Origin of the sequence: Nocardia seriolae NBRC 15557, from assembly GCF_007990715.1 — a bacterium.
GTDB lineage: Bacteria > Actinomycetota > Actinomycetes > Mycobacteriales > Mycobacteriaceae > Nocardia > Nocardia seriolae.
This window is the reverse complement of the sequence record NZ_BJWY01000007.1, coordinates 109,284-120,466: the sequence shown is the minus strand read 5'-3', so window position 1 is coordinate 120,466 and position 11,183 is coordinate 109,284. Positions and strand designations below refer to the sequence as shown.

The following is an 11,183-nucleotide window of genomic DNA, read 5'->3' as shown; positions in this document are numbered from 1 at the left end:
GTATTAGGAGCTGTTCGATGAATTGGTTGATATTGGGTTTGGCGGGCGTGGTGGAGATCGCGTGGTCGCAGTCCATCAAGCCGACTCAGAATTTCACCAAGCCGCTGCCGACCCTGATCTGCTTCATCCTCGCGGCGGTCGCGGTGTATCTGCTCTCCTACGCCATGCAGTCGCTGCCGGTGGGCACCGCCTACGCCATCTTCACCGGCATCGGCGCGGTCGGGGCCATCGCGCTGGGCATCGTGATCCAGAAGGATCCGCTCAGCGCGGGCCGGGTGCTGGCACTGACCATGATCATCGGCGGCATCGTGCTGGCTCGGGTCACCAATCCCGAGTGAGCGCGCGCCGGGGCGGTATCGTCGCGCCCCATGGACGTTGCGCTCTCACCCGACCTCGCCGCGCGACCGTTCTTCCTGGTCGCGGAACGCATCATGGCCGCCTCGCCGCCGAGCTCTACCGGCAGTGCAGCATGCAGTTCGGGCTCTGGTTCGCCGACCCGGGTTCGGTGCTCATGCGCGCCGAGGTGAACGAGCCGTTCTACTTCACCGCCGGCGGCGGCCACCCGCACTACGGCAGATTCCTGCGACTCGAACCGGACCGGCTGGTCGAGCTGACCTGGGTGACCGCCGCGACCGAGGGCGCGGAAACGGTGGTCACCGTGGAACTCTCGGCGCACGGCGCGGGTACCGCCCTGCTGCTGACGCATGCCGGATTCCCCAGCGCCGGGACCCGGGATCGGCACGAGAAATCCTGGCCGCGGGTCCTCGAGCACTGGGATCAGCGCACGGCCGCCGCGGTCTGAGGCGTAGGTTCGAGGCCGTACCCGGAATTCACGAAAGGATTGGCATGCCAACACGTACCGCGCGCACCTCCTGGTCCGGCGGCCTGCAGGACGGCTCCGGCCAGGTCGAGCTGGTCAGCTCCGGCGTCGGCAAGTACGACGTCTCCTTCCCCAAGCGCGCCGCCGACAATGCCGACGGCACCACCAGCCCGGAGGAGCTCATCGCCGCCGCGCACTCCTCCTGCTACTCGATGGCGCTCTCGGGCCAGATCGGCAATGCCGGCGGCACCGTGCAGAGCCTGGACACCACCGCCGACGTGACGCTGAGCCCGGCCCGGCCGGCGGCTTCCGCATCTCCAAGATCAAGCTGACCGTGGTCGGCCGGGCCTTGGGCATCGACGAGGCCGGTTTCCTGGCCGCCGCCCAGGCCGCCAAGGCGGGCTGCCCGATCTCCAAGGCGCTCACCGGCGTCGACACCATCGAGCTGGACGCCACCTTCGAGGCGTAGCTCGCGAGTTCCCGGCTGACACTTTGGTTAGCCGGGAACTAACTCTTTCGGCTATTTCTCGGCCGGAACCGGTAAACGAGCTCGAAATACCCGGGCGCACCGAATTAGCCTCGCTATCACTGCCAGTCGAAATCCTGGAGGTGGGCGGTCATATGAGGTCATCGGTATCGGTTGCCGAACCACAAGAGTCGAATGCTTCGAGTTCGCTGCCGCGCGTGCTCGCGCTCGACGCGGCGCGGGGTATCGCGGTGCTGGGCATGTTCGCGGTACACGTCGGGCCGCAGCGGGGTCAGCCGGGCGCCTCCTGGCTGACGGTCTTCGAGGGCCGGTCCGCGGCCCTGTTCGCGGTGCTGGCGGGCGTATCGCTGGCGCTCATGTCCGGCGGGGCGCAACCCGCCACCGGAATCGCGGGTCGCCGCAGCCTGATTCGCATCGCGACCCGGGCCGTGCTGATCGCGCTGCTGGGCCTGGCCCTGGCGCAATTGCATTCCGGCATCGGGATCATGATCATCCTGACCTACTACGGCCTGTTCTTCCTGCTCGCCCTGCCCGCGCTGCGGCTGAGCGCCCGGGCACTGGCCGTGCTGGCGGCCCTGTGGGCGATCGCCGGACCGATCGCGTCCTTCGTCATCCGAAGCCACATGCACCAGAACACCTTCGGCGGCAGCCCCACCTTCGACATGTTCACCTCGTGGTCGGGCTTGCGCCAGGGATTCGAGATGCTGGTGATCACCGGCGCGTACCCGGCGCTCACCTGGATGCCGTTCCTCTTCGCCGGTATGGCCCTGGGCCGCTGGGGGATTCGCGCACTGCCGCCGCCGCCCGTGATCGGTGCGGGCGCGGGCTTGACGCTGCTCGGCTACGGCGGTTCATGGTTCGCGCAGCACCCGCTGGGCGGGCGCGCACACCTGGTGGACCTGCTTACGCAGGGCATGGAACAGGCCGGGGTCACCGACTTCGATCCGGGGCAGATCATCGACATGACGGGCCTGGGCACGGTGGCCACGACCAGCCCCTGGTGGCTGACCGTCGCCAACCCGCACAGCGGCACCCCGTTCGAGGTGTTCGGCGCGACCGGCGTCGCCCTGCTGGTGATCGGCGGGCTGATGGCCCTGATCCCGCGCGCGGGAATCGTGCTGCGGCCCTTGATCGCCGCGGGTTCCTGCGCGCTGAGCCTCTACATCCTGCAATTGGTGGCGGTCAGCGTGCTGGTGCCGCTGCCCGATCCGGACGCGATCGCGCTGCCCGGCGGCATCCACGGCCCGGGCTGGCCACTGCTCGCGCTGCTGGCAATTGGTTCACTGATACTGGCGACCCTGTGGCGCACGGTCTTCCGCCGCGGCCCCGCCGAATGGCTGCTGCACCGGGTCAGCCTGGGCCTCACGAACCTGCTGGTCCGTGAGACTCCAGCGCTCGGACGCTGATCAGGCGTTCTTGCCCGCCACATCCATGACGACCTCGAACTCCAGCAGCGACGCGCCCGTGGCGACCGGCTTGCGCGCCTCGCCCGCGTGCGCCTCGCGCGCCGGGCCGTCCCGCCACGCGGCGAAGGACTCCTCCGAATCCCACTGCGTGACAACGAAGTACCGGTTGTCACCGGAGACCGGGCGCAGCAACTGGAAGCCCAGGAATCCGGGCGAGTTCTCCACCGCGTGCGCGCGATGCGCGAAACGCTGCTCCAGCTCGGGGCCCGCGCCCTCGGGGACCTCGATTGCGTTGATCTTCACGACTGCCATGCGTGCGAGGCTACTCCGCGTCGCGGGCGGAGATCCGGGACGTATGGTCGAGTCGATGTTGTATGACGAAGGCGGCGCGGGGACTCCGATCCTGCTGCTGCATGGGCTGATGGGCAGTGCCCGCACCTGGCGGTCGCAGCTGACCTGGCTGCGCGAATTCGGGCACGTGTACTCGTTCGACGCGGCCGGGCACGGGCGGCCCGCGCCGGAGCACTTGACCACCGAGGCATTCGTGGCCGATCTGGCCGCGGCCACCACCGCGATCACCGAGCCCATGGTGGTGATCGGGCATTCGATGGGCGGGCTGCACGGGTGGATGTTCACCGCCGCGCATCCGGACCGGGTGCGGGCGCTGGTGGTCGAGGACATGGCCCCCGATTTCCAGGGCCGCACCGCCGAGAACTGGGCGGCCGTGATTTCCGCTTGGCCGCAACCGTTTCCGGACGAGGCGGCCGTGCTGGAGTTCTTCGGCCCGGTCGCCGGACGTTACTTCCTCGACTCGTTCACGCGCGGCCCCGACGGCTACCGGCTGCACGGCGAGGTGCCGACCTTCCGGGACATCTCCGAGGAGTGGGGCACCCGCGACTTCTGGGCGCAGTGGAAATCCATCACCGTGCCGACGCTGCTGATCGAGGGCGAGCACACCATCACCCCGCCGGGGCAGATGCGTGAGATGGCCGAGATGCATCCGGATGCCCGCCACGTCGTCATCGCGGACGCGGGCCACCTGGTGCACGACGACCAACCGGCCGCCTACCGGGCCGAAGTCGAGGATTTCCTGCGCCGCGTCCTCGTTTGAGGGCGGGTGCCTTCAGTCGGGTGGGGCGGTCGTCGTATGCTCGGCTCGACCGCGACTCCTCACGGATGGTGACCAACGATGATCGACTTCTCGATTCCCGCCGACCTTGCTGCCGAACGTGATCGGGTTCGCCGGTTCGTCATCGACAAGATCGTGCCCTTCGAGCGCGACCCGCGCCTGACCGCGCACGGCCCCAACGACGAACTGCGCCAGGAAATGGTCGAGCTGGCCCGCGCCGAGAAGCTGCTCACCATCCAGGCCCCGGTGGAGCTGGGCGGGCGCGGCCTGACCCATGTCGAGCAGGCGGTGCTGTACGAGGCGTCCGGCTGGTCCACCCTGGGCCCGGTCGCCATGAACTGCGCCGCCCCCGACGAGGGCAATATGTTCCTGCTGTCCAAGATCGCGAATCCGGAGCAGACGCAACGCTTCCTGCAACCGGTCATCGACGGCCACCAGCGCAGCGTGTTCGCCATGACCGAGCCGAACGGCGCGGGCTCGGACCCCAACCAGCTCGCCACCGAGGCCACCTTCGACGGCGAGAACTTCACCATCAACGGCCGCAAATGGCTGATCACCGGGGCCGACGGCGCCAAGACCTGGATCATCATGGCGCGCCTGGCCGCCAACCCGTACCTGCCCGAGGGCCCGACCCTGTTCCTCACCGAGGGGGACACCGAGGGCATCGTGATCGAGCGGATCATGAACACCATGGACCGCAACTACGTCGGTGGTCACGCGGTGGTGAATTTCGAGAACCTGGTGCTGCCCAGGGAATCCCTGCTCGGCGAGACCGGCCAGGCGCTGCGCTACGCCCAGCTGCGGCTGGCCCCGGCGCGGCTCACCCACTGCATGCGCTGGCTGGGCGCGGCCGAGCGGGCGCAGTCCATCGCGGTCGACTATGCCAAGACCCGCACCGCCTTCGGCAAGCCCATCGGCGAGCACCAGGGCGTGTCGTTCATGTTGGCGGACAACGAGATCGCGCTGCACCAGTGCCGCCTGACCATCTGGCACGCCTGCTGGCTGATGGATCAGGGCCACAAGGCGCGCCACGAATCCTCGATCGCCAAGTCGTATGTCTCCGAGGAGCTGTTCAAGGTCACCGACCGCTGCGTGCAGGTGCTCGGCGGCATCGGCATCAGCGACGAGACCGTGGTGGAGATGATCTTCCGCGATATGCGCGCCTTCCGCCTCTACGACGGCCCCACCGAGGTGCACAAGTACGCCATCGGACGGCAGGTCCTGCGCGGCTGACGGCGGACCCCGCGCGGCTGACGTGGCCCTTTCGCGAACGAAGCGAACACGCTTTCGGGCGTGCCGCCGTCCGGGTGACTAGGATTCGAGCCCATGAGTTCGGAACTGCACGTGGACGTCTCCGGCGGCGTCGCGGTGCTCACGCTCAATCGGCCCGCCCAGCAGAACGCCCTGACCCCGGCCATGGCTGCGGAGCTCGGGGCGTCACTGCGCCGCTGCGACAATGACGACGCCATTCGAGCGGTCGTCATCACCGGCACCCCGCCCGCGTTCTGCGCGGGCGCGGACCTGTCGCTGAAGGTCGGTGAGGTCAACGGCCTCATCGACCCGCCGCCGTTCCGGATTCGAAAACCGGTCATCGCCGCGGTGAACGGGCATGCCGTGGGCATCGGCCTGGAGATCGCCCTGCAGTGCGACCTGCGCTATGTCGCCCGCGACGCGGTCTACGCCCTCAACCAGGTCCGCCGCGGCGCCCTCGCCGACGGCTTCGCGCACTGGACCCTGCCCCGGCTGATCGGCAGTGCCCGCGCCGCGGACCTGCTGCTCACCGGCCGCACCTTCGACGGCGACGAGGCGTACTCGCTGGGCCTGGCCAATGCCTGCCTGCACGCCGCCGAGGTGCTGCCCACCGCGCTCGAGGTGGCACACGACATCGCGCACGGCTCGGCCCCGCTGCCGGTGGCGCTGTCCAAGCGGCTGCTGTGGGAGGCGCCCACCATGTCCCCGGAAACCGTGGGCCGCTTGGAAACCGAGCTCAACGACTACGTCGCCGCGGGCACCGACGGCGGCGAGGGGGTGGCCGCCCTCAAGGACCGCCGCCCGCCCAAGTGGACCGGCAGCGTCAGCGGCGAATGGCCGGCCTGGGACGCGATCAACGGCGGCGAACAGCGCCCGCGCCTGGACTGAGCGGCGCTGCCCCGGGGCCTGGGCTGAGCGGCGCTAGCTCCGGCCGCGGATGGCGATCAGCAGGAACAGGACGCCGAACACCACCATGAGGCAGGTGCCGACAATGCCCAGGATGTAGCCCACCAGCACCTGCACGCGGCCGCCGAACCGGCCCTCGCCCGCCTCGATGTCGTTCAGGGCCCGGCGGCCCATGGCCCAGGCGATCGGTCCCAGCGCGCCGCAGCAGAACACGCTGAGCGCGCCGAGCAGCAGGACCGCGGTCGCATGCTCGTGCTCGACGGGGGACCCGAGGGGCGGCTGATCGAAGACCACCGCCCGAGTTTACGGGCGGAAGCCACCGGGCGGCAGGCTGACGCGCGGTCTTCGCTTGCGCCGCTTGATTATCGAGACCGCCGGAGCCCGATCACCAAGTGGGCGACCGTCCGAATCGAGCCCGGCCGTATCGGGTCAGATCCGGCGCTGCCGCGCGACCTCGGCCAGCACCACGCCCGCCGCCACCGAGGCGTTCAGCGACTCCACCGGTCCCGCCATCGGGATGCTCAGAATCGAATCGCAGGTCTCGCGCACCAGGCGCGAGAGGCCCTTGCCCTCGGAGCCGACCACGATGACCGTCGGTGCGCTGCCGTCGAATTCGTCCAGGGTGGTGTCCCCGCCCGCGTCCAGGCCGACGATCTGGTAGCCCTTGTTGGCCCAATCCTTCAGCGTGCGAGTCAGATTGGTGGCCCGCGCGACCGGAAGCCGCGCCGCCGCACCGGCACTCGTGCGCCACGCCACCGCCGTCACGCTGGCGCTGCGCCGCTGCGGGATCACCACGCCCTGCCCGCCGAAGGCCGCCACCGACCGGATGACCGCACCCAGATTGCGCGGATCGGTGATGTTGTCCAGCGCCACGATCAACGCGGGCTCACCCGAGTTGTGCACCCGGTCGACCAGGTCGTCGGGATGCGCGTACTTGTACGGCGGCACCTGCAGCGCCATGCCCTGATGCATGGCGTTGTGGCTCATCTTGTCCAGGTCGGTGCGCGGCACCTCCAGGATCGAGATCCCGATCTCGGCGGCCGTCTTCACCGCCTCGGAGAGCCGGTCGTCGTTCTCGGTGCCGTTGGCGACGTACAGCGCGGTGGCGGGCACACCCGCGCGCAGGCACTCCACCACCGGGTTGCGGCCGAGCACCAGCTCCGGCCCCTCGTTGTCCTTGCGGCCCGCGATCGGCCGGGAGGCATTGCGCGAACGGGTGGTGGCGGCCGACGCCTCGGCCTTGGCCTTCGCCTTGGCGCGCTTGGCGGCCACGTGATAAACGCGGTCCTCGGCCTTGGGGGTCGCGCCCTTGCCCTCGAGCCCGCGGCGGCGCTGCCCGCCGGACCCGACGGTCTGCCCCTTCTTGCTGCCCGACTTGCGTGTCGCCCCGCGTCGCTGGGAATTGCCTGCCATCACTTCGCCTTCCGTGTCTAATTTGCCCTCCGCTTCGCTCCGGGCGGTTCGCGGCCCCCGAGGTCTCGATTCTTCCCTCCTCCGCTTCGCTCCCCCGCTCCGTCAGTCCAGAATCGAGACGGGCCGCGAACTATGCGTGGTGCGACACTGGCGAGCTGATATCGGTCAGACCCGTAGGGACCCGCTGGCGGTCGGCCTGGCATGATTTTGCGCTGCCGAAGCGGAAAACCGGCCCTGCCGCGCAAGGATCGCTACGAATTGTGCCCCATGCTGGGCCGCGACCCCGAATTCGGTGCGGTCCGCCACACTCGGCGGACCGCCCGGCTCACTTGCTCTTCTTCAGCGCCCACTCCGCGCCCTGCGGCGTATCGGTGACCTCGACGCCCGCGTCCTTGAGCCGGTCGCGGACCGCATCGGCGGTAGCCCAGTCCTTGTCGGCACGGGCCTGCTGCCGCCGCTGCAACTCCGCGCCGATCAGCACATCCAGCGCGTGAATGGCGGCCGAGTTGTCCGCGGGCGCGGCCCAGTGCTCGTCGAGCGGATCCACCCCGAGGATGCCCAGCATGCCCCGGACCTGACCGGCCAGCAGCCGCGCGCCCGAGAGGTCGCCGGCATCGAGGGCCTTGTTGCCCTCGTTCACCACGCGGTGGATCTCGGCCAGTGCCGTGGGCACGCCGAGATCGTCGTTCAGCGCGTCGGCGAAGCCCGGGGTCCAGGTCCCGACCGGCACCTCGCCGGTCCGCTCCAGCACGCGCAGCACGAACGCCTCGATGCGCTGATAGCTGGTCGCGTACTCGGTGAGCGCCTGATCGGAGTACTCGAGCTGCGACCGGTAGTTCACGCTGCCCAGGTAGTAGCGCAGCTCGACCGGGCGGACCCCGACCCGTTCCAGCACATTGGGGATGGAGAGCACATTGCCCAGCGACTTGGACATCTTCTCGCCGCTCATGGTCACCCAGCCGTTGTGCAGCCAGTAGTGGGCGAACCCGTCCCCGGCCGCGCGCGACTGCGCGATCTCGTTCTCGTGGTGCGGGAAGACCAGATCCATTCCGCCGCAGTGAATGTCGAATTCCGGTCCGAGATAGAACTCGGCCATCGCCGAGCATTCCAGATGCCAGCCCGGCCGTCCCGGACCCCACGGCGAGGGCCAGCTCGGCTCGCCCGGCTTGGCGGCCTTCCACAGCGTGAAGTCGCGCTGATCCTTCTTGCCCTGGCCCGCGCTCTCACCCTGGTGCACGTCATCGAGCTTGTGGCCGGACAGTTTTCCGTAGTCCGGGAAGCTCAGCACGTCGAAGTAGACATTGCCCTCCGACGCGTAGGCGTGGCCGCGCTCGATGAGCCGCTCCATCATGCCGACCATCTGGGTGATGTGCCCGGTGGCGCGCGGCTCGCCCGACGGGGGCAGCACGCCGAGCGTCTCGTAAGCCTGGTCGAAGGCTCGCTCGTGGGTGGCGGCCCATTCCCACCACGGGCGGCCGTGTTCGGCGGCCTTCTTCAGAATCTTGTCGTCGATATCGGTGACATTGCGAATGAAGGCGACATCGAATCCGTTGGCGGCCAGCCACCGTCGCAGCACGTCGAAGGCGACGCCGCTGCGCACGTGTCCGATGTGGGGGTTTCCCTGAACGGTCGCGCCGCACAGGTACACCGAGGCTTTGCCAGGGACCAGCGGCGTGAATTCACGCAGGGTCCGCGTCTCGGTGTCGAAAAGGCGCAGAGTCACGACAGAGCATCCTAGCTGTTGGGATCGGGCGGATTACGGGCGCGTCGGGCCCGACGACCCGGCGGTCGTCAGGCCCGCAGACACAGCAGCGCGGTGGCGACGGCCGCCACGCCCTCGCCGCGGCCGGTGAGGCCCAATCCGTCGGTGGTGGTGCCGGAAACCGAAACCGGCGCACCCAGAATCTCACCCAGCACCTGTTGCGCCTCGGCCCGCCGCGGACCGATTTTCGGGCGATTCCCGATTACCTGTACAGCCGCATTGACAATGTCGAATCCGGCCTCGTCCAAAAGCCGCCGGACTTCCTTCAGCATGGCCGCGCCGGACACGCCCTCCCATTCGGGACGACCGGTGCCGAAAATCGCGCCGACATCGCCCAATCCGGCGGCCGACAGCAGTGCGTCGCACAGCGCGTGCGCAGCCACATCGCCGTCGGAGTGTCCCTCGCAGCCGCTGTCGCCCTCGAACAGCAGGCCCGCCATCCAGCAGGGGCGGCCGGGTTCGATGGGGTGCACATCGCTGCCGATACCGGTTCGCAGTGCCCGGGGATCGATCACGGGGCGATCACCGCCTCGCGTGTCGTGTCCAGCCCGCCTGCGGTGTCGGGCGTATCACGGCTCTCGGCAAGGGTATTGGCCAGCACCAGGTCGAGCGGCGTGGTGATCTTGAAAGCCAGGGCGTCACCGAGCACCGTATGTACGGTCGCGCCAAGCATTTCCACCAACCCCGCATCGTCTGTCGCCTGTGTGCCCACAGCGTAGGCGGTGCGCAACAGCTCGGCCTCGAAGCCCTGCGGGGTTTGAACGGCGCGCAGCCCGGATCGGTCCGGGGTGCCGGTCACCGCGCCCGTCGCGTCGACGGACTTGATGGTGTCGGACACCGGCAGCGCAGGCACCACCGCGCGGGCACCCGCGCGCAGCTCGTCGACCACGCGGGCGATGAGCGCCGGGGGAGTGAGCGCGCGGGCCGCGTCGTGCACCAGCACCAGCGTCGCGTCGGGCGCGGCGGCGAGACCGGCGCGCACCGAATCGGTGCGCTCGGCCCCGCCGGTCACCACGTGCACGGGTACGGCGGAGACGGTCAGCAGGGCGCGGGTCTGGGAGACGAGTTCGGCGGGCACCATAACCACAACCTCGTCGACCGAGCCGGAATCGATCAGTCCCTGGACCGCCCGAGTGAGCATGGGACTGCCGCCGACGTGGACGAAGGCCTTCGGCTTGTTCTCGCCGAGACGCACGCCCATGCCGGCGGCAGGAACCAGAGCGACGACACGGTGGCCGTCGCCGGGTGTAGTTTTCACGGTCAGGAAGCCGCTGCGAGAACCTCGTCGAGCAGGGTCTCGGCCTTGATGTCGTCGGTACCTTCCGCGAGCGCGAGCTCACCGACGAGAATCTGGCGGGCCTTGGCCAGCATCCGCTTCTCGCCGGCGGACAGGCCGCGGTCCTGCTCACGACGCCAGAGGTCGCGGACAACCTCGGCCACCTTGTTCACATCGCCGGAGGCGAGCTTCTCGAGGTTGGCCTTGTAGCGGCGGGACCAGTTGGTCGGCTCTTCGGTGTGCGGAGCCCGCAGCACCTGGAAGACCTTGTCCAGGCCCTCCTGCCCAACGACATCGCGGACGCCGACATACTCGGCATTCTCCGCGGGAACCCGAACGGTCAGGTCGCCTTGCGCGACCTTCAGGACCAGATACTCCTTTTGTACACCCTTGATGGTGCGGGTTTCGATAGCTTCGATCAGCGCCGCTCCGTGGTGGGGGTAAACGACGGTGTCTCCGACCTTAAAAATCATGTGTCCCGTGCCCCTTTCGATGTTCACAGTTTAACATGCGACTCGGTAACGGCGCGATCAACGGCGCAGGTCAGGGCCACAACGAGGCGGCGGCGGGGGTTGACAGAACGCGAATCGTGTGCATCCCGTTGTGGCATAAGGGGATAGCGCAACGCGCAGTTCGCGTGCATATGCGAGTGCGTAGTTCGCATACGCGAGCGAGCACCCTCACATAAACGGCAATGCATCACTCGAGAAGTCGTCTCCGAATCTCTGTCAGG

At 68.8% G+C, this 11,183-nt stretch carries 13 protein-coding genes and 1 pseudogene; 7 read left to right on the top strand and 7 right to left on the bottom strand.

Annotated features, from left to right (window positions below; all coding sequences use genetic code 11):
- The 4 genes and pseudogenes from NS2_RS03995 to NS2_RS03980 form a co-directional block, all read left to right on the top strand.
- The coding region (locus NS2_RS03995; protein WP_274521144.1) for a DMT family transporter at window positions 1-338 on the top strand (338 nt) is incomplete at its 5' end.
- 131 nt (window positions 339-469) lie between these two features.
- On the top strand, window positions 470-802 hold the full coding sequence (locus NS2_RS03990; protein ID WP_197707876.1) for an SRPBCC family protein: 333 nt from the start codon (window positions 470-472) through the stop codon (window positions 800-802).
- Between the two features lie 44 nt (window positions 803-846).
- Window positions 847-1,289: pseudogene (locus NS2_RS03985) on the top strand (OsmC family peroxiredoxin).
- A gap of 215 nt (window positions 1,290-1,504) precedes the next feature.
- Window positions 1,505-2,713, top strand: coding sequence for a DUF418 domain-containing protein (locus NS2_RS03980; RefSeq protein ID WP_052085970.1), 1,209 nt, complete (start codon window positions 1,505-1,507; stop codon window positions 2,711-2,713).
- On the opposite strand, the gene NS2_RS03975 is transcribed toward NS2_RS03980, so the two are convergent.
- On the bottom strand, window positions 2,714-3,025 hold the full coding sequence (locus NS2_RS03975; RefSeq protein ID WP_033085573.1) for an antibiotic biosynthesis monooxygenase family protein: 312 nt from the start codon (window positions 3,023-3,025) through the stop codon (window positions 2,714-2,716). It abuts the gene before it with no gap.
- 55 nt (window positions 3,026-3,080) lie between these two features.
- On the opposite strand from NS2_RS03975, the gene NS2_RS03970 reads away from it, so the two are divergent.
- The 3 genes from NS2_RS03970 (at window position 3,081) to NS2_RS03960 (ending at window position 5,981) form a co-directional block, all read left to right on the top strand.
- A complete protein-coding gene (locus NS2_RS03970; RefSeq protein WP_033085669.1) occupies window positions 3,081-3,824 on the top strand; it encodes an alpha/beta fold hydrolase in 744 nt (247 codons plus the stop codon).
- A 78-nt stretch (window positions 3,825-3,902) separates the two neighbouring features.
- Window positions 3,903-5,075, top strand: coding sequence for an acyl-CoA dehydrogenase family protein (locus tag NS2_RS03965; RefSeq protein ID WP_036547620.1), 1,173 nt, complete (start codon window positions 3,903-3,905; stop codon window positions 5,073-5,075).
- Between the two features lie 93 nt (window positions 5,076-5,168).
- Window positions 5,169-5,981: an enoyl-CoA hydratase/isomerase family protein gene (locus NS2_RS03960; RefSeq protein ID WP_033085575.1), complete on the top strand. Its 813-nt coding sequence runs from the start codon at window positions 5,169-5,171 to the stop codon at window positions 5,979-5,981.
- A 33-nt stretch (window positions 5,982-6,014) separates the two neighbouring features.
- Here the strand turns inward: NS2_RS03960 and NS2_RS03955 are convergent, their stop codons facing one another.
- The 6 genes from NS2_RS03955 to carD all read right to left on the bottom strand — a co-directional run bounded on the left by NS2_RS03955 (window position 6,015) and on the right by carD (window position 10,923).
- The gene (locus tag NS2_RS03955) at window positions 6,015-6,293 is read right to left on the bottom strand and encodes a hypothetical protein (RefSeq protein ID WP_033085576.1); all 279 of its coding nucleotides are present in this window, start codon (window positions 6,291-6,293) and stop codon (window positions 6,015-6,017) included.
- 135 nt (window positions 6,294-6,428) lie between these two features.
- Window positions 6,429-7,412 carry a 23S rRNA (guanosine(2251)-2'-O)-methyltransferase RlmB gene (rlmB, locus tag NS2_RS03950; protein WP_033085577.1) on the bottom strand — a complete coding sequence of 328 codons (984 nt, stop codon included), beginning with the start codon at window positions 7,410-7,412 and terminating at the stop codon, window positions 6,429-6,431.
- A gap of 325 nt (window positions 7,413-7,737) precedes the next feature.
- Window positions 7,738-9,135, bottom strand: a complete 1,398-nt coding sequence (gene cysS / locus NS2_RS03945) for a cysteine--tRNA ligase (RefSeq protein ID WP_033085578.1) — start codon at window positions 9,133-9,135, stop codon at window positions 7,738-7,740.
- A 68-nt stretch (window positions 9,136-9,203) separates the two neighbouring features.
- Complete coding sequence (gene ispF / locus NS2_RS03940) at window positions 9,204-9,671, bottom strand: 2-C-methyl-D-erythritol 2,4-cyclodiphosphate synthase (protein ID WP_033085670.1); 468 nt, start codon at window positions 9,669-9,671, stop codon at window positions 9,204-9,206.
- Window positions 9,672-9,685: 14 nt separating this feature from the next.
- Window positions 9,686-10,432 (bottom strand): 2-C-methyl-D-erythritol 4-phosphate cytidylyltransferase, encoded by a 747-nt coding sequence (ispD, locus tag NS2_RS03935; protein ID WP_261772258.1) that lies wholly within the window; start codon window positions 10,430-10,432, stop codon window positions 9,686-9,688.
- 2 nt (window positions 10,433-10,434) lie between these two features.
- Complete coding sequence (gene carD / locus NS2_RS03930) at window positions 10,435-10,923, bottom strand: RNA polymerase-binding transcription factor CarD (RefSeq protein WP_033085579.1); 489 nt, start codon at window positions 10,921-10,923, stop codon at window positions 10,435-10,437.
- Window positions 10,924-11,183 lie beyond the last annotated feature (260 nt).

Excerpts from the sequence above, each read along its gene's own strand:
- NS2_RS03990 (WP_197707876.1), top strand. The coding sequence starts at position 470 with ATGCAGTTCGGGCTCTGGTTCGCCGACCCGGGTTCGGTGCTCATGCGC.
- NS2_RS03975 (WP_033085573.1), bottom strand. The coding sequence starts at position 3,025 with ATGGCAGTCGTGAAGATCAACGCAATCGAGGTCCCCGAGGGCGCGGGC.
- NS2_RS03970 (WP_033085669.1), top strand. The coding sequence starts at position 3,081 with ATGTTGTATGACGAAGGCGGCGCGGGGACTCCGATCCTGCTGCTGCAT.
- NS2_RS03965 (WP_036547620.1), top strand. The coding sequence starts at position 3,903 with ATGATCGACTTCTCGATTCCCGCCGACCTTGCTGCCGAACGTGATCGG.
- NS2_RS03960 (WP_033085575.1), top strand. The coding sequence starts at position 5,169 with ATGAGTTCGGAACTGCACGTGGACGTCTCCGGCGGCGTCGCGGTGCTC.
- rlmB (WP_033085577.1), bottom strand. The coding sequence starts at position 7,412 with ATGGCAGGCAATTCCCAGCGACGCGGGGCGACACGCAAGTCGGGCAGC.
- carD (WP_033085579.1), bottom strand. The coding sequence starts at position 10,923 with ATGATTTTTAAGGTCGGAGACACCGTCGTTTACCCCCACCACGGAGCG.